The organism is Imbroritus primus (assembly GCF_964332355.1).
Classification (GTDB): Bacteria; Pseudomonadota; Gammaproteobacteria; order Burkholderiales; family Burkholderiaceae; genus Imbroritus; species Imbroritus primus.
Genome location: NZ_OZ201293.1, coordinates 2442242 through 2466842 on the forward strand (window position 1 = coordinate 2442242; position 24601 = coordinate 2466842).

General features: G+C 64.4%; 23 protein-coding genes. 8 read left to right on the top strand and 15 right to left on the bottom strand.

Annotated features, from left to right (window positions below):
- Positions 1-41: 41 nt before the first annotated feature.
- From nadC to purN, 6 genes are all read right to left on the bottom strand, one after another.
- A complete protein-coding gene (nadC, locus tag ACQ3C8_RS11210; RefSeq protein ID WP_009523303.1) occupies positions 42-908 on the bottom strand; it encodes a carboxylating nicotinate-nucleotide diphosphorylase in 867 nt (288 codons plus the stop codon).
- Positions 905-2041: a quinolinate synthase NadA gene (gene nadA, locus ACQ3C8_RS11215; RefSeq protein WP_009523304.1), complete on the bottom strand. Its 1137-nt coding sequence runs from the start codon at positions 2039-2041 to the stop codon at positions 905-907. The genes nadC and nadA overlap by 4 nt, the downstream gene beginning before the upstream one ends.
- 117 nt (positions 2042-2158) lie before the next feature.
- Entirely contained in the window at positions 2159-3352 is a 1194-nt protein-coding gene (locus ACQ3C8_RS11220) for a DesA family fatty acid desaturase (RefSeq protein WP_037030449.1), read from the bottom strand.
- A 395-nt stretch (positions 3353-3747) separates the two neighbouring features.
- Positions 3748-5076 carry a mechanosensitive ion channel family protein gene (locus tag ACQ3C8_RS11225; RefSeq protein ID WP_428851612.1) on the bottom strand — a complete coding sequence of 443 codons (1329 nt, stop codon included), beginning with the start codon at positions 5074-5076 and terminating at the stop codon, positions 3748-3750.
- A gap of 78 nt (positions 5077-5154) precedes the next feature.
- A complete protein-coding gene (locus ACQ3C8_RS11230) occupies positions 5155-6570 on the bottom strand; it encodes an RsmB/NOP family class I SAM-dependent RNA methyltransferase (protein WP_428851613.1) in 1416 nt (471 codons plus the stop codon).
- Positions 6567-7214 carry a phosphoribosylglycinamide formyltransferase gene (gene purN / locus ACQ3C8_RS11235; RefSeq protein WP_428851614.1) on the bottom strand — a complete coding sequence of 216 codons (648 nt, stop codon included), beginning with the start codon at positions 7212-7214 and terminating at the stop codon, positions 6567-6569. Before purN ends, ACQ3C8_RS11230 begins: the two co-directional genes overlap by 4 nt.
- A gap of 188 nt (positions 7215-7402) precedes the next feature.
- Between purN and ACQ3C8_RS11240 the strand changes: the two genes are divergently transcribed.
- A complete protein-coding gene (locus ACQ3C8_RS11240; protein ID WP_428851615.1) occupies positions 7403-8053 on the top strand; it encodes a response regulator in 651 nt (216 codons plus the stop codon).
- 36 nt (positions 8054-8089) lie between these two features.
- Here the strand turns inward: ACQ3C8_RS11240 and ACQ3C8_RS11245 are convergent, their stop codons facing one another.
- On the bottom strand, positions 8090-9886 hold the full coding sequence (locus ACQ3C8_RS11245; RefSeq protein WP_428851616.1) for an ATP-binding response regulator: 1797 nt from the start codon (positions 9884-9886) through the stop codon (positions 8090-8092).
- Here ACQ3C8_RS11245 and ACQ3C8_RS11250 point away from each other — a divergent pair.
- The 6 genes from ACQ3C8_RS11250 to dut all read left to right on the top strand — a co-directional run bounded on the left by ACQ3C8_RS11250 (position 9885) and on the right by dut (position 16558).
- Positions 9885-10106, top strand: coding sequence for a hypothetical protein (locus tag ACQ3C8_RS11250; RefSeq protein WP_428851617.1), 222 nt, complete (start codon positions 9885-9887; stop codon positions 10104-10106). The two genes, ACQ3C8_RS11245 and ACQ3C8_RS11250, sit on opposite strands and share 2 nt — an antisense overlap.
- Positions 10107-10143: 37 nt before the next feature.
- Positions 10144-11139, top strand: a complete 996-nt coding sequence (locus tag ACQ3C8_RS11255) for a bifunctional riboflavin kinase/FAD synthetase (protein WP_037030451.1) — start codon at positions 10144-10146, stop codon at positions 11137-11139.
- 65 nt (positions 11140-11204) lie between these two features.
- On the top strand, positions 11205-14075 hold the full coding sequence (ileS, locus tag ACQ3C8_RS11260; protein WP_428851618.1) for an isoleucine--tRNA ligase: 2871 nt from the start codon (positions 11205-11207) through the stop codon (positions 14073-14075).
- Positions 14075-14575, top strand: a complete 501-nt coding sequence (lspA, locus tag ACQ3C8_RS11265; protein WP_428851619.1) for a signal peptidase II — start codon at positions 14075-14077, stop codon at positions 14573-14575. Before ileS ends, lspA begins: the two co-directional genes overlap by 1 nt.
- Positions 14576-14702: 127 nt before the next feature.
- Positions 14703-15893 carry a bifunctional phosphopantothenoylcysteine decarboxylase/phosphopantothenate--cysteine ligase CoaBC gene (coaBC, locus tag ACQ3C8_RS11270; RefSeq protein ID WP_428851620.1) on the top strand — a complete coding sequence of 397 codons (1191 nt, stop codon included), beginning with the start codon at positions 14703-14705 and terminating at the stop codon, positions 15891-15893.
- A 218-nt stretch (positions 15894-16111) separates the two neighbouring features.
- Positions 16112-16558 carry a dUTP diphosphatase gene (dut, locus tag ACQ3C8_RS11275; RefSeq protein WP_009523315.1) on the top strand — a complete coding sequence of 149 codons (447 nt, stop codon included), beginning with the start codon at positions 16112-16114 and terminating at the stop codon, positions 16556-16558.
- Between the two features lie 241 nt (positions 16559-16799).
- On the opposite strand, the gene clpA is transcribed toward dut, so the two are convergent.
- Both clpA and clpS read right to left on the bottom strand, forming a co-directional pair.
- Positions 16800-19085 carry an ATP-dependent Clp protease ATP-binding subunit ClpA gene (clpA, locus tag ACQ3C8_RS11280; RefSeq protein ID WP_428851621.1) on the bottom strand — a complete coding sequence of 762 codons (2286 nt, stop codon included), beginning with the start codon at positions 19083-19085 and terminating at the stop codon, positions 16800-16802.
- On the bottom strand, positions 19082-19408 hold the full coding sequence (gene clpS, locus ACQ3C8_RS11285) for an ATP-dependent Clp protease adapter ClpS (protein WP_009523317.1): 327 nt from the start codon (positions 19406-19408) through the stop codon (positions 19082-19084). Before clpS ends, clpA begins: the two co-directional genes overlap by 4 nt.
- A gap of 459 nt (positions 19409-19867) precedes the next feature.
- Here clpS and ACQ3C8_RS11290 point away from each other — a divergent pair, with 459 nt between their 5' ends.
- On the top strand, positions 19868-20083 hold the full coding sequence (locus ACQ3C8_RS11290) for a cold-shock protein (protein WP_009523318.1): 216 nt from the start codon (positions 19868-19870) through the stop codon (positions 20081-20083).
- 85 nt (positions 20084-20168) lie between these two features.
- Here the strand turns inward: ACQ3C8_RS11290 and ACQ3C8_RS11295 are convergent, their stop codons facing one another.
- Genes ACQ3C8_RS11295 through mdcC form a run of 6 tightly spaced genes read right to left on the bottom strand, consistent with a single transcriptional unit; the run spans position 20169 to position 24599 of the window.
- Positions 20169-21080, bottom strand: coding sequence for an ACP S-malonyltransferase (locus ACQ3C8_RS11295; protein ID WP_428851622.1), 912 nt, complete (start codon positions 21078-21080; stop codon positions 20169-20171).
- Positions 21081-21086: 6 nt separating this feature from the next.
- Positions 21087-21983, bottom strand: coding sequence for a triphosphoribosyl-dephospho-CoA synthase MdcB (gene mdcB / locus ACQ3C8_RS11300; protein WP_428851623.1), 897 nt, complete (start codon positions 21981-21983; stop codon positions 21087-21089).
- A complete protein-coding gene (gene mdcG / locus ACQ3C8_RS11305; protein WP_428853069.1) occupies positions 21980-22675 on the bottom strand; it encodes a malonate decarboxylase holo-[acyl-carrier-protein] synthase in 696 nt (231 codons plus the stop codon). Before mdcG ends, mdcB begins: the two co-directional genes overlap by 4 nt.
- On the bottom strand, positions 22675-23379 hold the full coding sequence (locus ACQ3C8_RS11310; protein ID WP_428851624.1) for a biotin-independent malonate decarboxylase subunit gamma: 705 nt from the start codon (positions 23377-23379) through the stop codon (positions 22675-22677). The genes mdcG and ACQ3C8_RS11310 overlap by 1 nt, the downstream gene beginning before the upstream one ends.
- Positions 23372-24292 carry a biotin-independent malonate decarboxylase subunit beta gene (locus ACQ3C8_RS11315; RefSeq protein ID WP_428851625.1) on the bottom strand — a complete coding sequence of 307 codons (921 nt, stop codon included), beginning with the start codon at positions 24290-24292 and terminating at the stop codon, positions 23372-23374. The genes ACQ3C8_RS11310 and ACQ3C8_RS11315 overlap by 8 nt, the downstream gene beginning before the upstream one ends.
- A gap of 1 nt (position 24293) precedes the next feature.
- Positions 24294-24599 (bottom strand): malonate decarboxylase acyl carrier protein, encoded by a 306-nt coding sequence (gene mdcC, locus ACQ3C8_RS11320; protein WP_428851626.1) that lies wholly within the window; start codon positions 24597-24599, stop codon positions 24294-24296.
- Positions 24600-24601: the final 2 nt, after the last annotated feature.

Here is a 24601-nt window from a genome sequence, read left to right on the forward strand (position 1 = left end):
CAGCGTTGGCCGATGAATGCACCGGCGAGTCAACTGGCGCATTAACCGACAACGCGCAGCGAATAGTCGGTGGCCTTGATGTCTTTCGTCAGGCTGCCGACCGAGATCCGGTCGACACCGGTTTCGGCAAAGCCACGAATGGTGTCGATATTCACCCCGCCCGAGACTTCCAGCAGGGCCCGGCCAGCGTTGCGCCGTACAGCTTCGACCATCTGCTCGCGCGTGAAATTGTCGATCAGCACCGAGGTCGCACCGGCGGCCAGGGCCTCGTCGAGCTGCTCCAGCGTCTCGACCTCGACCTGGACCGGCACGTCGCGCCCCAGCGCATAGGCCGCGCGCACGGCTGCCGTGACGCCACCAGCCGCGGCAATATGGTTTTCCTTGATCAGGATGCCGTCATACAGCGCCAGACGCTGATTGTCACCGCCGCCGATCCGTACCGCATACTTCTGCGCCAGCCGCAGGCCTGGCAGGGTCTTGCGCGTATCGAGCACGCGCGCCCGCGTACCGGCAATGACCTGGGCATAGCGATGAGTCGCCGTCGCCACGCCGGACAGCAGCTGCAGGAAATTCAGCGAAGGCCGTTCGGCCGTGAGCAATGAACGCGCAGGCCCGCTGATTTCGCAGACCACGGTATCCGGCTGGAGGGCGGCACCCTCTTCTTGCAACCAGCGTACTTCAAGGGCCTGATCGACCGCGCGCATGCACGCATCGAACCAGGGCCGGCCGCACAGCACAGCAGCTTCGCGCACCAGTACGCGTGCCTGCACGATGCTGTCCGCAGGGACCAGCAAGCCTGTGACATCGCCGGTACCTACGTCCTCGGCAATTGCCGCGGCGACGTTGCCGGCCAAAGCGGCCTGCAGGGCCGGACCATAGGATGCAAAGATGGTGTCTGCTGTGCTCATGCCGGACCGATTCCCTGGAAATTCTCCTGCGCCTTGGCGAGGTCACTGACCGGACGCATATTGGCCTTTTGCGCCGCCGCGAAGGTCAGCATGCGGTCGATACAGGTGTGGGCCTGACGGCCGATCTCCGGATCGACATGGATCTCGTTTCTGCCGGTTTCCAGCACCTCGGCCAGATTGGTGAGCGCATTCATCGCCATCCACGGGCAATGTGCGCAGCTCTTGCAGGTGGCACCATTCCCGGCGGTCGGAGCATCAATGAATGTCTTGCCCGGCGCCGCCATGCGCATCTTGTGCAGGATGCCGTTGTCGGTCGCGACGATAAACTCCCTGGCATCGAGAGTCTGGGCAGCAGCGATCAGTTGCGAGGTCGAGCCAACCACGTCTGCTTGCGCCACCACGGCTTCCGGCGATTCCGGATGGACCAGCACCTTGGCGCCGGGATGCTCGGCACGCAGGATATCGAGTTCGACACTCTTGAATTCATCATGCACCAGGCACGAGCCCTGCCACAACAGCATGTCGGCACCGGTCTGCTTCTGGATATAACTGCCCAGATGACGGTCAGGCGCCCACAGGATTTTTTCGCCGCGCTCATGCAGGTGCTGCACGATCTGCAAGCCGATGCTCGATGTCACCATCCAGTCCGCGCGCGCCTTCACGGCGGCACTCGTGTTGGCGTAGACCACCACGGTACGGTCCGGGTGGGCGTCACAGAAAGCCGCGAACTCATCGGCCGGGCAACCGAGGTCGAGCGAACAGGTCGCATCGAGGTCGGGCATCAGGATGGTCTTTTCCGGGCTCAGGATCTTGGCGGTCTCGCCCATGAAGCGCACCCCCGCAACCACCAAGGTCTGCGCCGGATGGTCGCGGCCGAAGCGCGCCATCTCGAGGGAATCGGAGACACAGCCGCCGGTTTCCTCGGCCAGGTCCTGCAGGTCGGCATCCACGTAATAGTGGGCTACGAGCACCGCATTGCGCTCCTTCAGCAGCGTGCGGATACGGGCCTTGAGCGCCTCGCGCTCATCACGGGTCAGTGCCGGCGGCACCTTGGCCCAGGCATGCGCTACGCAGGCTGCACCGCCCTGGTCGGGCTTGTCGAAAGTTACAGTTTTGATGGATTGTGGGGTCATGTCAGTCTCCGTACCGCGCCTGCATTCTGGTGCAATGCAAGATGGGGACATTGTGCCAAAAGAAAAGCCCCGCTGCTGCGGGGCTTTTAGATCGGCAGCCGCATCCCGCTGGGAACGTCAGGCGTACCGGCGCAGGCGGAACGAGAATTCCTGCAGCGCGTGGATGCCGCTGGCCTCGGCGCGATGGCACCAGGCCTGCAGCTTCTGCAGCAACTGCTCTCGCGTCAGGTTGGAGCGGCCCCAGATGGCGGCCAGCTCGCGGCGCATTTCGATAAACGTTTCCAGCGCCTTGCTGTGCGACACGATCTGGCTCAACTGCTCGCGCTGCGGCGGCGCCAGCTTGGCCTCGTCGCGGTGGAACCATTTGCGCGCTGGCTTGAGGGCGCGGTATTCCACGACCTTGGCTTCCTTCAGCTTGGACAGCTCGTCGCGATAGACGGTCTTCAGAGCCTTGGTATACCGGGCCATCACGTCGTAGCGGTTGGCGATGATCGCTTCCAGTGTGTTGTGATCCACTGCACGCTTGTCAGCCAGCAGCTTGGCCTTGGGCGGCAGCTTCTTGACCTTGGCGAGGCCGAGCATCTCGAGGCCGCGGATATAACCCCAGCCGATGTCGAACTCGTACCACTTGATCGAGAACTTGGCCGACGTGGCGTAGGTGTGGTGGTTGTTATGCAGTTCCTCGCCGCCGATGATGATGCCCCACGGCAGGACATTGGTCGACGCGTCCTCGCAATCGTAGTTGCGATAGCCCCAGTAGTGACCAATGCCATTGATGACGCCGGCGGCATGGATGGGGATCCACAGCATCTGCACGGCCCAGACCGTCAGGCCGATGACGCCGAACAGCGCCACGTCGACGATCAGCATGAGGCCGACGCCTTGCCAGCCGAAGCGGCTGTAGACGTTCCGCTCGACCCAGTCATCCGGCGTACCGTGACCGAACTTCGCGAGCGTCTCGGCATTCTTGGCTTCCTCGCGGTACAGCTCGGCGCCTTCCAGCAGCACCTTGCGGATGCCGCGGGTCTGCGGGCTGTGCGGATCGTCCTCGGTCTCGCACTTGGCGTGGTGCTTGCGGTGAATCGAGGCCCACTCCTTGGTGACCATGCCCGTGGTCAGCCACAGCCAGGCGCGGAAGAAGTGCGCGGGAATGGGATGCAGGTCCAGCGCACGGTGTGCCTGGCAGCGATGCAGGTAAATCGTGACCCCGAGGATGGTGATATGGGTCATCACCAGGGTGTAAATCAGAATCTGCCACCAGCTCCAGTCAAGCAGACCGTTGGCCATCCAGTTCAGCATAGCGTCGAACAATACGTTCTCCGTTCAATCAGATCAAAGGTGGTTCCGGGATGTCACCCCGCGGAACCGGCATCAGCGGGCCCAAAAGAATGGCCCAATCAATGATTGCCACGATTTTCCGCTGCGCTTCATTGCGCGCTCGTTCTGGCGCCAGGCCCGGTCAACCGGTATGGCGCGATCAGCGGGGTAACAGGCGGCGCGTGAACCGCGCCTGCCGGAAACGCTGCAATCAAGCGTTCCCCTGTAAGAGACAACCAGCCCCGCAAGGCGGGCCAGCCGCATGATCCCGGCTGGGCGGATTGTACCCGACCCGCAGGCCGATACCATCCGTTTTTGTCCCGATTTTGACGGGAATCAAGGCCGATCGTTCCCAAGAGTGGTTCCGGCCGTTGCATCCTTGCAACCCGTTATTCTACAGGGTCTGGCGCCTGCCTCGGTAACACGCCCGAAGGCGGCCCAGGCTGCACATTTTGAGCAACAGGTTCCAGCATGCGCAATTCGCGCTGCGGATAGGGAATATCTATGCCTTCGTCCCGGAACCGGCGCCAGATTGCCCGGTTGAGCGCCGATTGCACGCCGAGCTTGCCGTTCTGCGGATCGCCAATCGAGCAGCCCAGCTCATATTCGATGCCGCTGTCCGCGAAACTCACCAGGAATGCCGCAGGTGCGGGTTCCGCCAGCACACGCGGCACGTCCTTTACGCAACTCAGCAGCACCTCCAGCACGCGCTCCGGATCCGCACTGTAGGCGGCCTGGACCCGCACCGCGACCCGCACGTTGGTATTGCTGAAGGAATGGTTCTGCACCACCTGGGACACCAGCAGCTCGTTGGGCACCAGCGTCTCGCCGTCGCCATGGCGCACCACGGTATAGCGTGTGCGGATCTGCGCCACCGAGCCGGTGAACTTGTCCACGGTGATCATGTCGCCAAGACGCAGCGAACGGTCAAGCAGCAGGATGAAGCCCGACACGTAGTTGCTGGCGATCTTCTGCAAGCCCAGCCCGAGGCCGACACCGAGCGCCCCGCCAAACACCGACAGCACAGTCAGGTCGATGCCCACGAGTGACAGGCTGAGCAGTACCGACACCAGCAGCAGCAACGCCTTGCTGAGGCGGATCAGCACCACCTTGAGGTTATTGTCGAGCGAGCGCGCGCCGGTCAGGCGTTCTTCGAGGAAGGAGCCGAACCACATCGCAACGAGCACCGTGACCAGGATCCACACGAATCCGGCCAGCATGCTGGCGAGGTTGACCTTGCTGGCGCCGATCGAAAACTGGACCGCCTGCATCCACGCCACGACTTCATTCAGCACGCCGAAGACATAGAGGATCATGCCGACCCACACCAGCGTCGTCACCACCTTTTCAAGGAAGCCGAGCATGTGCGAGAGCTTGCCGTTGGCCGACAGGACCCGCCGCAGCACATAGAACACGCCGTACAGGAAGGCGATGCCGAACAACGGCACCAGGGCCAGGCGCAGCACGCTGACGGGCATGACCCATTCGAGCCCGAACCGCGCCGCCAGCACCAGCAACCCGCCCAGCAAGGGGAAGATCGACTTCTGCAGGCTGGCCATGGCGAAGCGCAGGGCAAACCCGCGCGACTCGAACGCGGTGCGCAGGCGCCCCGCCACCGGGCGCGACAACCCCCAGGCGACCAGCAGGCAGGCCGCCAGTACAACGAGTTGCCAGATGAAGCCCGGCCCCTTGAAATCGGTCAGGAGGTCACGAACCATCTGCCCGAAAATCAGGTTTGTCGCGTCAGTTGCATCCATCCCCTGGTATTCCCTCGTCAGACAGGCACCTTGAGCCGGTTACCGGCTCTCGGCTGCTTCATCGACGGCACCTGCCCCCGCCTCCACCACCTCGGTTGCCGGCCCCACAGCCTCGCCAGCCGTCTGCGGCACGCGTTCCAGCACCGCGGCAAAGAACCCGTCGGTGCCATGCACATTGGGGTACAGCTCGAGCCAGTCGCCCATCTCCAGCGCGATCTTCTGCTCGGCCAGCACCGCGCCGGCCGGCTTCAGAACGAACTGCGGATGCTGCGCCAGGAAATCCTGCACGATCTGCTGGTTCTCGCGCGCCAGCACACTGCAGGTGGCGTACACCAGCCGTCCGCCCGGCTTCACCAGGCGCGCTGCGGACGCCAGGATGGCGGCCTGCTTGGCATTGAGCTCAGTAATACTCTGTGGCGTCTGGCGCCATTTCAGATCCGGATTTCGGCGCAGCGTGCCAAGGCCGCTGCAGGGCGCGTCCACCAGCACGCGGTCGATCTTGCCGGCCAGGCGCTTGATCTTGGCATCCTGCTCGCTGTCAATCAGTACGGGATGGACGTTCGACAGCCCGCTACGTGCGAGGCGCGGCTTGAGGTTGGCCAGACGCTTCTCGGAAACATCGAAGGCATAGAGCCGGCCCGTCGAACGCATCAGGGCGCCAATGCCAAGCGTCTTGCCGCCCGCGCCCGCGCAGAAGTCGACCACCATCTCGCCACGGCGCGGAGCCAGCAGATGGCACAGCAACTGGCTGCCCTCATCTTGTACCTCGACGAAGCCATCCTTGAACAGCGGCAGGGCCTGTAGCGCTGGCTTGCCCTGCATGCGGATCCCGAGCGGCGCCAGCGGCGTGGCCTCCGCGCCGAAGCCAGCTTCCGCCAGCGCGGCCATGACGGCGTCACGGTCGCTCTTGAGCGTATTGACGCGCAGATCAAGCGGCGCACTGTCGATGCTGGCGCGCGCCAGCGCTTCCGTGAACGCCTCGCCGTACTGGCCGATCAGCGCTTCAAACAGCCAGTCGGGCAGATTGCTACGCACCCGTGCCGGCAGGCTGGCCCGTTCGATCATGCCGATGCGCTCGAGCCATGCGGCCTCATCACCGGCCAGATAAGCCTTGATCCCCTCCGGACCGCGCGTGACCCACAGGCCGAGCAGCGCGAGACGATGCTCGGTACTGCCGCTCCCGCCGGTGGCGTACTGCGCGAACTCGGCGCGGCGGCGCAGCACCGCGAACACTGCTTCGGCAATGATGCCGCGCTCGCGATGCCCGAGTTTCGGGTTTTCGCGGAAATAGTGGCTGACCACGGCATCCGCCGGCGAAACGAAGCGCATGACCTTACCGATCAGGCGTTCGACATGCTGCAGCAAGGTCGCGGGGCCTGCCGCCTGCCGCACCTGGCGGCCACGGTCGCTGCCCGGACGACGGCTGACCGGCGATTTCTTTCGATGCTGACTCATGCTGCGCCCTCCCCGGCCATGACAAGCAACTGCGGCTCCGGCGGTGTCACCTGCACCACGCCGGCCACCACCTGCAGACGATCCTCGATGGCCCAGCGGACGGCACGCGGATAGATACGATGTTCAAGCGCCAGCACGCGGCCGGCCAGCGACTCTTCGGTGTCGGACGGCAACACGTCGAGCACGCCCTGGATCACGATCGGGCCATGATCCAGCTCTGGCGTGACGAAATGCACCGAGGCGCCATGCACCTTGACACCGGCCTCGAGTGCGCGCGCATGCGTGTGCAGTCCCGGAAAGCCCGGCAGCAGCGAAGGATGAATATTGATCATGCGCCCCACGTAGCGTTCGACAAAGCCGGGAGTCAGGATGCGCATGAAGCCCGCCAGCACGACGAGGTCCGGCGCATAACCGTCGATCAGGTCGGCCAGCGCGGCATCGAAAGCCTCACGTGTGGCATGGTCGCGGTGGCTCAGCACGGCCACGGGAATGCCACGGGCGGCGGCCGTCGCAAGGCCACCGGCCTCGGCGCGGTTCGAGATCACCGCCGCGATGCGCGCCGGCCAGCGCTCGGTTTCACAAGCCCGGGCGATGGCTTCCATATTGGAGCCTACGCCGGAAATAAGTATCACAATGTTTTTCATCGGCGCATTCTACCAAGCCGCTCTCCCTCGGGACCGATGTTTTATTGCGATCCGACCGTGGTGCATTGAAGTGCTCGGCCCCCTCTGTTACAGTTCGTAACAAAGGCCATGCTAGGGGGCAGATGGAAAGCTGCCCGCCATGACAACAATACGGACATGGCAATAACGAAGCGGGAAATCAGCCAATCATGCAGTCCACACCTTCCACCCTGCTGGTGGTCGACGATCACCCCATGGCGTTGTCGGGCACGACGGCCTTCCTGGCGGAGATGCTGCCGGATGTCAGCGTGCACGCGGCAGCAGGCACGCACGAGGCGCTCTCGATCATCAACCGCGGCATCAAGCCTGAAATCGTCCTGCTGGACATCTGGCTGCGCGACGGCACCGGCTTCGATGCCCTGCCCTCGCTACGCGCCCTGCTGCCCGACGCGCGCTTCATGTTCATGTCAGCCGAGGCCACGCCGGACATCGTGGCCAAAGCCAGGGCGCTGGGTGCAGCAGGCTTCGTCGGCAAGCATCTCGATGGCGCCGCATTTGCGCGGGCCATCCGTGAAGTGCGCCAGGGCGAAGTGTCGTTTCCCACTGCTGACACGCTGGAACAAACCCGCTCGCCGCACGACGGCATTCCTGTCACCCCGGCGGAGCTCGGGCTCACACCGCGCCAGGGCTCCGTGCTGATGCTGATCCTCGAGGGCCTGCCGAACAAATCCATCGCCCGCCGCCTCGGCCTGACGGAAAACACCGTGAAAGAACACGTCTCGGCCATCCTGCAACGCCTTGGCGTGCGGACCCGGCTGCAGATCATGTCGCGCCTGGAGCGTTTCCGCGTCCTGGCTTGATTCACCGGGTCGCAGCCGGAACTGCGCTGCCGCCCTTCAGCGTACTGTCGCCTGCCCTTCGGGCGAGGGCAACCAGCGGCGCAGCAACACACGCAAGCCATCCATGTCGATCGGCTTGGTCAACACCACATAACCCGCTTCTTCTGCCTCCAGGAAAGCGCGCGATTTCGGATCCCCGCTCAACAATGCCACATGGGCGGCCGGATATGCGGCATGCAGCCGCTCCATCAATTGCAGGCCATTCTCCTGTCCCGGCAAACGCAAATCGCACAGGATCACATGGGGCCGCAGGCCCCCGGCGAGCGCAGCGTCGGCACCCGTCCCATCGTCCACGCACTGCACGGTAACGCCCCATGCCTTGAGCAGCGCCAACCAGGCATCGCGCACCTGGCGGTCATCGTCGACCACCAGGATGGTGCCCGCGAATACCGGGGTGTCGGGCGCCTTGCCGTGCTGGCGGGCAGCCTCGCTCAGCGCCGCGGGCGCCAGCTTCAGGCTGAACCAGAACACCGAGCCCCGGCCAGGCACCGACCGCACGCCATACTGGCCCTGCATCAGCCGCACGCATTCTCGGAAGATCGCAAGCCCCAGGCCCAGGCCCTGTGAAAGATCGCGATGGGCATTCTCCACCTGGAAGTATGGCGAGAATATTTCTGCCGTATGCGTCGATGCAATGCCCACACCGGTATCCCACACTTCGATGCGCACCTCATCGGCACGCAGCCGGCCCCGTACGATCACGCCACCGTCGGGCGTATACCGCAGGGCGTTCTGCACGAGGTTGTACAGCGCGCGCCGTAACATCACCGGCTCCGCCAGCGCAACCAGTTGGGCTGGACGGTTACCGCGCAGTGTCAGGCCGTTGACCCGCGCATCCGCCGCGAACTGGTTCACGACCTCGTCGATCAGCGCCGTGATATCGCACGGTACCAACTGGGGTAATTGCTTGCGCCCTTCGAGTTTGGACAGGTCGAGCAGCGAACTGAACAGAAGGTCGATGGTCTGCGTACCGGCGGCGACCTGCTCGACCAGCGGATGCAGGTCGTCGGAACGGTTGCGGGCACGCAGCGCCTCCACCAGCATGACCAGCGCGTGCACTGGCTGGCGCAAGTCATGGCTGGCAGCCGCCAGGAAGCGGGATTTCTCCTCGCTGGCTTCCAGAGCGCGCTGACGCTCCTCATAGAAGCGTCGGGCCAGTCGCCGGCTGCCGCGCTCCAGGGCGATTTCCCGGCACAGCGTGCGGTGGATGCTGAGAGCGTGATAGGCCAGTAGCCCCGCGTAGAAGAACACCAGCACCGTGACATACGCGATCTGCTCGGGAAACGTCAGCCGGGCCACCAGGAACGCCGCCAGCAGCACAGGCGCGGCGCACAACACCAGACTGCCCGGCACAGCCGCATATGTGGAGGACGCTACCGCCAGCACGGCGAGCATCAGCACGAACAGTACGACAGTGAATTCGGACGAGACGGCATGAGCATGGAGCAGGCCGGCACTCGCCCACCCCAGGCCAATGGCGGCAGCCAGCAAGCGCATGCGCGGCCACCACCGGGCCGTATGCTCGGCAGGCGGCATATGGCGCCGCTCCTTGCGGTAACGCATGTGTACCAGGAAGGTCAGCGCTGACAAGACCAGCATTTCCACTGTCCAGATCCACAAGGCATCAAGTGCGACGCTCTGCTGAAACCCGAGCGTGATCAGGACTGGCACGGCAACCCCGGCCAGTGCGGCAAGCGGGATCATGCGCTGGCTGGCGGCCAGCAGCTTCCCGCGCGTACGTCGATCAAGCGGGCGCGGCGACAGTGCGGCAGACAGGTCGGTCAGAAGGCCCATGATCGGTACACGCGTGGGTGAAGTGCAGCAAAAACGGCAAGCGGAGGGCATGCGCCGAACGAAAAAATCCATCATGCCGGTTTTTGCAAGTCCCGCCAACCATTCCCACCGGCTCCGCATGTGCTTTGGCCCATACTTTGGTCTGGTCTTTGATCCGCACGTCGAGCCGCCCCATCGGCATCAGCCGGAAGCGCAGGGAATGCCGCAATCCGTTTTATAATGCTCGTTTTCCCCAATCGGCCCAGCGCCCCCATCCGGTGAAAGTTTTCCGCGGCCTGCCCAATGCCGAAAGCAAGGCACCCTGTGCCCTGACCATCGGCAATTTCGATGGTGTCCACCGTGGCCACCAGTCGCTGCTGGCGCTCGCCCGCGCGGCCGCCGACGCACGCGGCCTCCCCCTGTGCGTAATGACCTTCGAACCGCATCCGCGTGAATTCTTCATGCCGGAGCGCGCGCCCACACGCATCACGCTGCTGCGCGACAAGCTCGAGGCGCTGCGAAGCAATGGCGTGGACCGGGTGGTGGTCGAGCATTTCAACGCCCATTTCGCCGCCCAAACGCCCGATGAGTTTGTCCGGCATGTCCTCGTGGAAGGGCTGCACGCCAAATGGGTGCTGGTAGGCGACGACTTCTGCTACGGGGCGCGCCGCGCTGGCGATTTCGCGACATTGCGGGCAGCCGCCGGCCAGTATGGCTTCGAAGTCGAACAGATGGGCGTGATCTCCGAGGGCGGTGTGCGCATCTCCAGCTCCGCCGTGCGCGAGGCGCTGGCCGACGGCAACCTGCAGCACGCCCGACGCCTGCTGGGACATGGCTACGCCATCAGCGGCCATGTGGTGCACGGCAAGAAGCTCGGCCGGCAGCTCGGCTTTCCCACGCTGAATCTCCGCATCTCGCACAAGCGCCCGGCGGTGTCCGGCATTTTTGTCGTACAGGTACATGGCCTGGGTGACCATCCGCTCCCCGGCGTCGCCAGCATCGGCGTGCGCCCGACCGTCGAGGACGCCGGACGCGTGCTGCTGGAAGTGCATCTGTTCGATTTCGATGCCGAAATCTACGGCCGCCTGATCCGCGTCGAGTTCATGAAGAAACTGCGCGATGAAATGCGCTATGACTCGCTCGACGAACTGCAGGTCGCTATCGCCCAGGACTGCGCCGACGCCCGTAACTTCTTCCTGAACCTGCAGAATGGCGCCCTGCCGGAGACCGGCTCACGGGTCTTTGCCACTTCGGCCACCGATCGAATTCCCTAGTCGATCCGCCTGAAGCGCGGCCGGCCATGCACCGCGCCGCCCTGATCGACTTTACGAGAATCCACATGTCCCAGACAAAAAACAGCAAGCAACCGAGCAAGTACCCAGTCAACCTTCTCGATACACCCTTCCCGATGCGCGGCGACCTGCCCAAGCGCGAGCCGCAATGGGTCAAGCAGTGGCAAGAGAAGCAGCTGTACCAGAAGATCCGCCAGGCCCGCGCAGGCGCGAAGAAGTTCGTGCTGCACGATGGCCCGCCGTATGCCAATGGCGATATCCACATCGGCCATGCAGTCAACAAGATTCTCAAGGACATGATCGTCAAGGCGCGCGGCCTCTCCGGCCTCGACGCGGTGTACGTACCGGGCTGGGACTGCCATGGCATGCCGATCGAGATCCAGATCGAGAAGCAGTTCGGCAAGGGACTGCCCGTGCAGGAAGTCCAGGCCAAAGCCCGTGCCTATGCCAAGGAGCAGATCGACCGCCAGCGCGAGGACTTCAAGCGCCTCGGCGTACTGGGCGACTGGGACGATCCTTACCTGACGATGAACTTCCGCAACGAAGCGGATGAGATTCGCGCGCTCGGCAAGATTCTCGAGAAAGGCTATGTGTTCCGTGGCCTCAAGCCGGTGAACTGGTGTTTCGACTGTGGCTCCGCACTGGCCGAGGCGGAAGTGGAATACCGCGACAAGACCGACCTGTCGATCGACGTGGCCTTTCCGTTCGCCGAGCCTGAAAAGGTCGGAGCCGCCTTCGGTTTGCCCGCCCTGCCGGCCAAGCCGGGCAGCATCGTGATCTGGACCACCACGCCGTGGACCATTCCATCGAACCAGGCGTTGAACGTCCACCCGGAGATCCGTTACGCGCTGGTCGAGACTGATGCCCGCCTGCTGATCCTGGCGGAAGAGCGCGTGGCCGACTGCCTCAAGACTTACGGTCTCGAAGGCACGGTCATCGCCGTCGCCGATGGCGCCGCACTGGCCGGTCTGCGCTTCCATCATCCGCTGGCGGACGTGGACGCCGGCTATGCGCGTACCTCGCCGATCTACCTCGGTGACTATGTGACCACCGAAAGCGGCACCGGCATCGTGCACTCCGCGCCCGCCTACGGTATCGAAGACTTCCAGTCGTGCAAGGCGCATGGCCTGAGCGATGCCGACATCATCAGCCCGGTGATGGGCGATGGCGTGTACGCGGCGTCGCTGCCACTGTTTGGCGGCCTGTCGATCTGGGATGCCAATCCGAAGATCGTCGAGACGCTGCGCGCCGCCGGCACGCTGATGCATGCCGAGAAATACGCCCACAGCTACATGCACTGCTGGCGCCACAAGACACCGATCATCTACCGCGCGACCTCGCAATGGTTCGCTGGCATGGACGTCAAGCCCAACGACGGCAAGCCGACGCTGCGCGAAACCGCGCTGGCGGGCATCGAGGAAACCGAGTTCTATCCGGCGTGGGGCAAGCAGCGCCTGCACAACATGATCGCTCACCGCCCCGACTGGACACTGTCGCGCCAGCGGCAGTGGGGGGTACCGATGGCTTTCTTCGTACACCGCGAAACCGGTGCGCTGCATCCGCGCACGCCGGAACTGCTGGAAGCCGTCGCCAAGCGCGTTGAACAGCACGGCATCGAAGCCTGGCAGACGCTCGATCCGAAGGACCTGCTCGGCGACGAGGCCGCACAATACGAAAAGAACCGCGACACGCTCGATGTGTGGTTCGACTCCGGCACCACGCACTGGCACGTGATTCGCGGCTCGCACCGCGACGCGCTGTTCGATCCGTCCGCCGATACGCCCGCAGGCCGCACCGCCGATCTCTATCTCGAAGGGTCGGACCAGCATCGCGGCTGGTTCCACTCCTCGCTGCTGACGGCCTCCATGCTGTACGGCAAGCCGCCGTACAAGGCGCTGCTCACGCACGGCTTCACGGTCGACGGCGAAGGCCGCAAGATGTCCAAGTCGGTCGGCAACACGGTGTCGCCGCAGGACGTGGCCAACAAGATGGGCGCGGAAATCATTCGCCTGTGGGTCGCCAGCACGGACTATTCTGGCGAGCTGTCGATCTCCGACGAGATTCTCAAGCGTGTGGTCGAAGGCTACCGCCGCATCCGCAACACGCTGCGCTTCCTGCTTGCCAACCTGGCCGACTATGACCACAGCAAGCATGCGCTGCCGCCGGAGCAATGGCTGGAGATGGACCGCTACGCCGTGGCAATGACAGCCTCGCTGCAGAAGGAAGTGCTGTCGCACTACGACGTGTACGAGTTCCACCCGGTGGTCGCCAAGCTGCAGACCTTCTGCTCGGAAGATCTCGGCGGCTTCTACTTGGATGTGCTGAAGGACCGCTTGTACACCACAGCCGCGGATTCGCCCGCCCGCCGCGCCGCGCAGAATGCACTGTTCCACATCACGCAGGCCATGCTGCACTGGATGGCGCCGTTCCTCAGCTTTACCGCCGAGGAAGCCTGGCAGGTGCTGGCGCACGGTACCGAGCACACGGACACGATCTTCACCAGCACCTACTACACCCTGCCCGGCATCGACAACGCCGACGACCTGCAGGTGAAGTGGCAGCTGATCCGCGACGCGCGCGGCGAAGTCACGCGCCAGCTGGAAGACGTGCGCACGGCCGGCGGGATCGGCTCGTCGCTGCAGGCTGAAGTATCGATCCTGGCCGGCGGCCCGACTTACGACGCGCTCGCCAGCCTCGGCGACGACCTGCGCTTCGTGCTGATCACCTCCGCTGCCACGGTGGCGCGTGCGCCGGAAGGCGGCGACCTGCTGGTCACGGTCACGCCCTCGACGCACGAGAAATGCGAGCGCTGCTGGCACTATCGCGCCGATGTCGGCCACGATGCAGCCCACCCGACGCTGTGCGGCCGTTGCACTAGCAACCTGTTCGGCAGCGGTGAACCGAGGAGCGCTGCCTGATGGCCAAACGTTCCGCATCCAGGGGCACGGGCGGCCTCGCGCTGTGGCTGGGGCTATCCGCCCTGGTCATCCTGCTCGACCAGTTGAGCAAGATCGCCGTACTGCGCACCTTCGCCTATGGCGAGGCGCGTCCGGTAACGGACTTTTTCAACCTGGTGCTGGTCTACAACCGCGGCGCCGCCTTTTCGTTCCTGGCGCAGGCCGGTGGCTGGCAGCGCTGGCTGTTCACGGCCATCGGCATCGTGGCGACCGTGTTCATCGTGTGGCTGATGAAGCGTCATGCCGGACAACGGATGTTCTGCCTGGCGCTGGCGCTAATCATGGGCGGCGCGCTCGGCAATGTGATCGACCGCGTCGCCTACGGCCATGTCATCGACTTCCTCGATTTCTACGCGGGCCGCTATCACTGGCCAGCGTTCAACCTGGCTGATTCCGCCATCTTCCTGGGCGCAGCACTGCTGATCGTCGATGAGATCCGCCGCGTGCGACGCCAGTCCTGAGGTGTAGCGCGTACCGGCAGGCATCGGCGACGGTGCCTGCCGGGACTCACCCTGCACCCCTCAGGGCGTGGTTTACACTAGCAACTAACCGGCGCGCTCCGCGCCGCTTTTCAGGGCTTCGAACGCCATGGACCTGCAAGGCAAACATCTCGTACTGGGCCTGACGGGCGGCATCGCCTGCTACAAATCCGCCGAACTGGTACGCCTGCTGACCAAGGCAGGAGCAACGGTGCAGGTCGTCATGACCGATGCCGCCACGCAGTTCATCACACCCGTGACCATGCAGGCCCTGTCGGGCCGTCCGGTGTACATGAGCCAGTGGGATGCGCGCATGCCCAACAACATGGCGCATATCGACCTGTCGCGCGAAGCCGATGCGATTCTCGTCGCGCCTGCCTCCACCGATTTCCTCGCCAAGCTGGCGCACGGGCTGTGCGACGACCTGCTGTCCACGCTGTGCATCGCCCGCGACTGTCCGCTGCTGGTGGCGCCGGCCATGAACCGCCAGATGTGGCAGGCACCCGCCACGCAGCGCAATGCCGCACAGTTGCGCGCCGATGGCGTGACCCTGCTGGGCCCCGACAGCGGCGCGCAGGCTTGCGGCGAAACCGGCGACGGGCGCATGCTCGAACCGGCAGACCTGCTCGAGGACGTCATCGCGTTCTTCCAGCCCAAGGTGCTGCGCGGCAAGCGCATCGTCATCACCGCCGGGCCGACCTTCGAGCCCATCGACCCGGTGCGCGGCATCACCAACCGCTCCAGCGGCAAGATGGGTTTCGCCATCGCGCGCGCCGCCCGTGAAGCCGGCGCCGACGTTCATCTGGTTGCCGGCCCGGTCGCGCTGCCGACACCGCGTGGCGTGCTGCGCACCGATGTCGGTACGGCACAGCAGATGCTCGACGCCGTGCAGTCCAGCGTGCCGGGCAGCGACGTATTCATTGCCGTGGCCGCGGTCGCCGACTGGCGCGTGGATGGCGTTGCAGATCAGAAGCTCAAGAAAACAGGCGACAGCGATGTGCCCCGCCTGTCGTTCGTGCAGAATCCTGACATCCTCGCGACCGTGGCACGCCTGCCCAACCGGCCCTACTGCGTGGGCTTTGCCGCCGAGAGCGAGCAGCTCGAGAGCTTCGGCGAAGCCAAACGGCAGCGCAAGAACATTCCCCTGCTGGCGGGTAACCTTGGGCCGTCGACATTCGGCCAGGACGACAACGAGATCATCCTGTTCGATGCGCAGGGCATGACCCGCCTGCCACGCGCCGACAAGCTCGCGCTAGCCCGCCAGCTCGTGGCCGCCATTGCCGCGCGCCTGCCCGGCTGAGAGCCGCTTGCCGGACCCATGGCGCTGAAGAGTGATCGCCGGCGTGCGCACGTATCCGGGATATCAGGTATCCGGATATGCGATGCCCGGCCGGGTATGCCACCCTCAGAGACGCTCTGCACTCAACGGATGAGGTCTCCGCACCGACTGCGTATGACAACGACATCCATGCCAGCAATCCAGCGCACCGATTCATTCTTCCATCACTGCTTCCAGCCATGAAACTCGATATCAAGATCCTCGATGAACGCATGCGCACCCAATTGCCCGCCTATGCCACGCCTGGCAGCGCCGGCCTCGACCTGCGTGCCTGCCTCGACGCGCCACTAACCATCGAACCGGGTGCCACGGTGCTGGTGCCGACCGGCCTCGCCATTCACCTGGCCGACCCCGGCTATGCCGCCATGATCCTGCCGCGCTCGGGCATGGGCCACAAGCACGGCATCGTGCTCGGCAACCTGGTGGGACTGATCGACTCGGATTATCAGGGCCAGCTGATGATCAGCACCTGGAACCGGGGGCAGAGCGCCTTCGTTCTGAACCCGATGGAGCGGCTCGCGCAACTCGTCATCGTGCCCGTGGTGCAGGCCACGTTCAACGTGGTGGATGACTTCGACGCCAGCGATCGTGGCGACGGCGGGTTCGGCAGTACGGGACGCCACTGAACCGCCGACCGCAGGCGGATGGTCGCCGGGGCCCTTTGCGGACCATCTGTGGCTCGATAGCCGGTAGGGCCGGAGACGATATCAAGACCGGCTGACAAGGCGCACATGCAGAACGCATGCCCGCCCGGAGCCCTGGCACGACACCAGCAGGAATTGAAGGTATCACGCGGCAAAAAAAAGACGACCCGAAGGTCGTCCGTCCAACGGAAGCGCCTCAGGGAGCGCTTCCTTGCCAAGCCGGTCAGGCCTCGGCCGCTTCCTGAGTAGGCGGCGCGGAGGCGGGCTCCTCGAAGGCCAGCTGGATCGCCTCGTGCTCGTCGAGATCGACGTGCACCTTGCCGCCTTTTACCAGGCGTCCGAACAGCAGTTCGTCGGCCAGCGCCTTGCGGATCAGGTCCTGGATCAGGCGCTGCATCGGGCGAGCGCCCATCAGCGGATCGAAGCCCTTCTTCGCCAGGTACTTGCGCAGTGCCTCGGAGAAGGTCGCATCGACTTTCTTCTCGTGCAACTGCTCCTCGAGCTGCATCAGGAACTTGTCGACCACGCGCAGGATGATTTCCTCGTCGAGCGCACGGAAGCTGATCATGGCATCGAGGCGGTTGCGGAACTCCGGCGTGAACATGCGCTTGATGTCAGCCATCTCGTCGCCAGCCTCGCGCGCCGCCGTAAAGCCGATCACTGCCTTGTTCATGGTCTCGGCACCCGCATTGGTCGTCATGATGATGATGACGTTGCGGAAATCCGCCTTGCGGCCGTTGTTGTCCGTCAGCGAGCCATGGTCCATGACCTGCAGCAGGATGTTGAAGATATCCGGGTGCGCCTTCTCGATCTCGTCGAGCAGCAGCACGCAATGCGGCTTCTTCGTCACAGCCTCAGTCAGCAGTCCGCCCTGGTCGAAGCCGACGTATCCGGGCGGCGCGCCGATCAGGCGGCTCACGGCGTGACGCTCCATGTACTCGGACATGTCGAAACGCAGCAACTCAATGCCGAGGATGAACGCCAGTTGCTTGGCCACCTCGGTCTTGCCAACGCCGGTCGGGCCCGAGAACAGGAACGAGCCGATCGGCTTGTCGGTCTTGCCGAGCCCCGCGCGCGACATCTTGATCGCGGCGGCCAGCGCCTCGATGGCCGGGTCCTGGCCGAACACCACGGATTTCAGGTCGCGGTCCAGCGTCTGCAGCTTGCTGCGGTCATCCTGGCTCACGCTTTGCGGCGGGATGCGCGCGATCCGCGAGACGATGTCTTCGATCTCGTCCTTGCCGATGGTCTTCTTCTGCTTGGACTTGGGCAGGATGCGCTGTGCGGCGCCTGCCTCGTCGATCACGTCGATGGCCTTATCTGGCAGGTGGCGGTCGGTAATGAAGCGCGCCGACAGTTCGGCAGCGGCCGTGAGCGCCGCAGCCGCGTACTTGACGCCATGGTGCTCCTCGAAGCGCGACTTCAGCCCGCGCAGGATCTGCACGGTCTGCTCGACCGAGGGTTCGACCACATCAACTTTCTGGAATCGACGCGATAACGCAGCATCTTTCTCGAAAATACCGCGATATTCAGTGAACGTCGTCGCGCCGATGCATTTCAGCTGACCGCTCGACAGCGCGGGCTTGAGCAGGTTGCTGGCGTCGAGCGTGCCGCCCGATGCGGCGCCTGCGCCGATCAGCGTGTGGATTTCGTCGATGAACAGGATGGCGTTGGGATTGTCCTTGAGGGACTTCAGCACGCCTTTCAGACGTTGCTCGAAATCGCCACGGTACTTGGTACCGGCCAGCAGCGCGCCCATGTCGAGTGAGTACACACTCGCCTTTTCCAGGATTTCCGGGACTTCACCCTTGGTGATGCGCCATGCCAGGCCTTCCGCGATAGCCGTCTTGCCCACGCCGGCCTCGCCGACCAGCAAGGGATTGTTCTTGCGGCGGCGGCACAGGATCTGTACCACGCGCTCCACTTCCTGCTCGCGGCCGATCAGCGGGTCGATCTTGCCAGCCTTGGCCAGAGCATTCAGGTTCTGGGTGTATTGCTCGAGCGGGCTTTCCTTGCCGTCCCCGGCTTCCGCCTCGGCGCTGCCTTCGCCCTGTTTGGCGGCCTCGGCCTGGTCCTTGCGGATACCGTGGCTGATGAAGTTGACCACGTCCAGGCGCGTCACACCCTGCTGCTGCAGGTAGTACACCGCATGCGAATCCTTCTCGCCAAAGATCGCCACCAGCACATTCGCGCCGGTCACTTCCTTCTTGCCGTTGGAGGTCGACTGCACATGCATGATGGCGCGCTGGATCACACGCTGGAAGCCCAGCGTGGGTTGCGTATCGACCTCATCCGTCCCGGACACCACTGGGGTGTTGTCGACAATGAAATTCTTCAGGCTGGTGCGCAAGTCTTCGATATTGGCCGCACAGGCGCGCAGCACTTCGGCAGCGGTGGGATTATCCAGCAGCGCCTGCAGCAGGTGCTCGACGGTAATGAACTCGTGCCGCGCCTGACGTGCCTCCACAAAGGCCATGTGCAGGCTGACTTCCAACTCTTGCGCAATCATGCTTCCTCCATCACGCACTGCAGCGGGTGACCCGCCTGCCGCGCGTGGGTTGACACCAATTCAACTTTCGTCGCCGCGATATCCCTGGTGAAGATACCGCATACTCCCTTGCCCTCGCGATGCACCGTCAGCATGATCTGGGTCGCGGCTTCGCGATCCTTGCCGAAGTACTCCTGCAATATCAGGACGACAAACTCCATGGGAGTGAAGTCGTCATTCAACAGCAGCACCTTGTACATGGAGGGCGGCTTGACGGCCTGCGTCTTGCGCTCCAGTACGGTGTCCGCGTCGTGTCTCGGTAGATTCGCCATTCGGGTTGCCATGGCTTTATTCTACCCCCTAACCGGTGTTCTGCAATTTGGGGAAAAGCGCGGATCTTCAAGCCCTTCCGCGCCGGACCCTCACAAATTTTTGCGATGTCGCCCCGTCATGTTCACAGAGTACTCCATGGCGGCACCCGATGCATCCTCTCGCGGTGGCCGCCACGAACTTCAGAAATTTGTTAAATCTCGAAAAACACCCCCAAAATCTGGCGTAAAAGCGCCACAAATCGCCGATTTGGCCGATTGACTCTGTTTTTGGATCGCCGAAAATCATGTCCACATTTTTCACCCGGAGGCTTGCGGGCGCTCCAGCGGAAAGATGTTCAGGTGAGCGGACCGGTCCCCGGCAGGTGCCCGCATCAGGCCGCCCCGTGCACCTCACTGTGTGAGTCGCATGGCAAGCGGTCTGGTTCACATGTCCGGTTCGCTCGTGTTTCGCTTCTCTGTAGGAGTTTTGGTATGGCACGCGGTGTGGTCAAATGGTTCAACGACGCCAAGGGATTTGGCTTCATCAGCCCGGCGGATGGCGGCGAGGAAATCTTCGCGCACTTTTCGGCAATCGTCATGGAAGGGTTCAAGACCCTGAAGGAAGGCCAGGCCGTCGAATTCGACGTCATTCAAGGACCAAAAGGCAAGCAGGCGACGGGCATTCGCGCCCTCAGCAATGCGGCCTGACGATGGCGACCCGCCAGAAAACCCGGCACCATGCCGGGTTTTTTTTCGCCTGCGGACAGCCAACACGCCGTGTCTGGCTGCCGGCTCAGTCGTCCAGCTGCCGGCGCAGCCAGTCGGTCGCCGCGCCGAATGAGCGGAAATCGTTGACGGAGCGAGCCCTGAGCGACAAACCGCTGTCGCCGCAGAGTTTGGTCAGTGAGCGCCCCGGCCCCAGTTCCAGCACCACACGCGCCCCTGATTCCACGAGGCCGTGCATGCAGTCCACCCAGCGAATCGGTTCAGCCACGGCGCGCGGCAGGGCCTCGAGGCAAGCCGCCTGATCCCAGCATCGGGCGCCATCCAGACCGCGCAGCACCGGGATCGACAGACGCTGCAGCGGCACCCTCGCCAAGTCGAGCCGAAAGGCTTCCGCGGCTGGCTGGAGCAATGGCGTATGTGATGGCACATGAACATCCAGCAGGCGTGTCCACGCACCCGCCGCCTTGAGTGCCTGCTCGGCCTGCAGCAACGCGGGACGTGGCCCTGCCAGGACGGCGTGATCGGCATCATTCACGATGGCGACAAAGACGCCCCGGCCTGCCTGCATCTGTTCCAGCAATACACCCCGCACAGCCAGCATGCCGCAGTCCGGCGGAGCGTACCGATCCATGCAGGCTGCGCGCGACTGGACAACCTGTGCGGCCTGCTCCGGACTCCACGCGCCGGCACAGCTCCAGGCGGACACTTCACCGACGCTGTAGCCGGCAAATGCCACGGGTTCGGGTACGTCGGGTGCAAGCGCGGCCCAGGTGGCACTCGCCAGGGCAACCAGTGCAGGCTGTGCATAGGCATTGCCGAACAGGTCGTCACCGCGCCGCGCATGTGCGACCAGGTCGAGCGACAGGGCATCACTGAACCGCTCCAGCACCTCCCGCGCCCGTACATCGGCAACTGCCAGTTCGAACATGTCCGGAAACTGGCTCCCCTGCCCCGGACAGATGACGGCGAAATCCGGCATAACTGTTCAACCCTCGATGCGATGAACCAGCAGGCAGGCCGCCAGCAGATCGGCGCTGCCGCCGGGACTCAGGCGGCGGGCGCAGAAGGCCCGATGCAGCGCGACGGCGCGTGTTCGCCATGCTGGCACATGAACGCCTCCAGCGGCGAGGAACGCGCGTGCTTCGGTCTGGGCAAATGCCAGACCCGCCCCGCCCCCGCGGTGCAGAAGATTGGTATCGTCGAGCCGGGCTAGCAGGGCGAAGAATGCCTGCACGCGCGCCTGATTGGCGGATAGGCCCGCGGCCAGCACCGAGCGGTATGCGGGCAAGGCGACCTCATAGAGTGACGGAAAGCCGCCAAGCGCCTCCGCCTTGGCACCACCGACACCATGCATCGCACTGGCCCGGCTGCCATGGCTAGCGGCGTCGCGCCGGTGACGAGCCAGATCATCGCCCCAGCACGCCTGCACGATTGCACCCAGCGCAACGGTGTCGGTACCAGTGCCGGCCCCATGCTGTGCGCGAAAACCCGCCGCGGCTGCCAGCAGCCCGAGATTGAAGATGGCGCCGCGGTGCGTATTAATGCCATGTGTGGCCCGTAACATGTCAATCTCGGCCTCGATACCCAAACGCCGGAGCACGCCGAACGGTGCGCGTTCCGCTCCGGCCACGGCGATGCGGCTGAAGTAGTGCCGCAAAGCCAGCGTACTGCGCGCGAAAGTCGTCGCATCCATATCGGCATGGCTGCCAGTATCGACGAGGCTGACCAACCCGGGCTTGGGATAGGTAATGACTTCCTCCTGCAGCGCCCGCACGGCAGCGTTGCGGATTGTTCGTGCATAGGCTGGAGGCGCCGCCCCCGGTACGGAGGCCGGACTCGGCGACCGTGGCAACACTTCAGAGGTCACGGCCGAAGACGTCATGGCCGTAGCTCCGCTTGCGCCGCCGTATCCCACGTGGCCCACACTTCGGCACGCGACCGCAAGACCGGCCCCGCGTCCGTGCGCACGAGCAGCCTGGACGCCTCCCCGGCCAGTTCACGCCAATTAACGGTGGCGCCATCCGGCAAGCGGATTTCACCATCGAGCCGGAATGGCGCCACGGTCTCGCAGCGGACTAGTTGCGCGAGCCACTGGCATGCCTGGATACCATCGCACGGCGCCGCCAGTAAATCGAGGTCGGAATCCGCGTGCAGATAACCATCGCCAGCCGTGTGTTGCCAGAACGCCGAACCATACACGCCCAGCGGCATCCCCATGCCGGTAGCATAGTGGACCAGTTCACGGGCGACCGGCTGCATGGACATGGGCAATACCGGAAGCACCTCGCCCAGGGACAACGGCGGCGCCACGCGCTGCACGGCTGTCATGGGGACGCAACATGCGATCCGTGGACGCGTGCCGGCGACGGGAGGCAGCGCCAGCCCGAGTGGCATGCCGGTCAAGGCATCACCGGCCATGCGGCTGCGTCCGACGAGAGGGCGTCCGGCATTTACCCAGTCCAGCACCGCCTGCACTGCCCGGGCATCCGGACAGTTGCCGATCTCCGGTACCTCGAGCGTAGTCTCGAGCCAGATGCGGCTATGTCGTCGGGTACCGGAGTCCGTGGGCAGCATCACGGCGCGGCCAGCACGTCCGCAATAACCTGCGCGGCATGTGTCCGCCCGCCGCGCTGTGCACCAAGCGTGGCGCGCAGATCGCCTGCGGGCGGTACCGCGAGCGCCTGCTGCAGCTGCATGGCGAGGTCGCCTTCCCAGGCCGCCTCGACCGCCCCCAGTCGCACATAGTTGCCAACCCCAGGACCGAAGATGGCCGAGGTACGGCACAAGTCCTGCAAGTCTTGGATAGGAATCTGCGTGATGCGCGACATGGCCGGCAAGGCCATTACGCGGATCTGCGCATCGGCGGCAGCATAAGTCCGATCGGCAATCATGCCGAGCGACAGAAAACCGCCGCTGACCGCCTCGCCATAGACCAGGCACAGCAGCCGGTGCCCGCGCATGCGCGCGACCTCGAAACACTTCGCGAGATGCGCCAGGTAGCCGGCGTTGCCCAGCAATTCATCGCGCCGCGCCAGTTGCTGGCCCTGGGTATCGACCAGCATCAGGATCGGCCGCTCCGGATGGTGCTCGACAATGTCCAGCACGTGGCCGGCCAGCGCAAAAGCGAGGTCAACGCCTATACCGGCGCGGTTGCATGTGCCGACCACAGCAACCGGGCCGAGCGCCGTATCGCCCGTGCCATGCACGAGGTCACCGTCTACGTGGACGGTATGGCCCGCCGGAAACAGCATATTGCAGAGACTCAGAACATCATGCATCGGCACGCTCCCGGATCGCATCGGCCATTGCGACAAATGCCGCAGTATCCAGCATCGGCACGTCGGCCGGTTGTTCTACGCCAAGGGCAGACCAGATCTCGATGGCGTCCTGTGCCGCGCCGAAACGTTGCAGACGACGCGCCAGCGCCTGATGCTCGCGCTGCACCGCCTCGAGCGTCAGGGCCACCGGCTGGTCGAGCAGCGCCGCGACGGCCTGGCGCAGTTCACCCATCGTGTCCGCGGCGAAACTACCGGCCTCGCCGAGCAGGTAGCGATGCTTGCCACCCATGGTGCGCCACACCAGCGCCCGATCCATGGCATCGAATTCTTCCACGCCCTTCTGCGATTCGATGACCTCCGGCCCTGACACCGAATGCCGTCCTTCTTCCGTTATCACGATATGGTCGCAACATCGTGCGACGATACCCAGGCCACCATAGCAACCATTGCCACCGGCGCACACCACGATCACCGGCACGCCAGCGGCGCGGGCTTCAAACACTGCGCGCTGGATTTCGGAGATGGCGATCAGTCCTGCATTGGCTTCATGGAGCCGCACGCCGCCCGTATCCCACAGCAGCACCACGGCGTCCGGCTTGCGCTGCGCGGCGCGCTTAAGCAGGCCAGTCAGCTTGGCGCCATGGACCTCGCCGACGGAGCCGCCCATGAATGCCGGCTCCTGCGCCGCGAACAGTACCGTGCGGCCATTCAGTTGCGCGCTGCCGATCATCACGCCGTCATCGAACGCGACCGGCAAACCCAGCGTGCCGAGATGCGGGCTGGTGACGCGTGCCTGCGGCGGCAGAATCTCCTGCACCGAGCCTGCATCGAAAAGACCGGCGACACGCTGGCGTGCCGTCGCCTCGTAGTAACTGCCCGCACCAATGCCAGGCATGGTTGTACTTGCCTGCATGTCAGATTCCCAGGTCTTCGGCGGCCTGCGCCAGCCGCAGCGATACCACGGACGGCGTGGCACCTGCATCGTTGATCGTCACGAGCAGGTCGCCGACCCGACGCTGCTCGGCAAAATCGCGCAACACTGCCTGCCAGGTCGCGCCAAAGCCGCTGATCGACGTATCCACGATAAAGCGCACCATGCCGCCAAGCGGACGCGGCTCGATCAGGGCCTCCATGTTGCCGGACCCCACCACCCCGACCACTGTCGGTGCGATGGTCCGGGCAGGTGCAAATGGCCCGAATTCGTATTCCAGATGTTCCATGG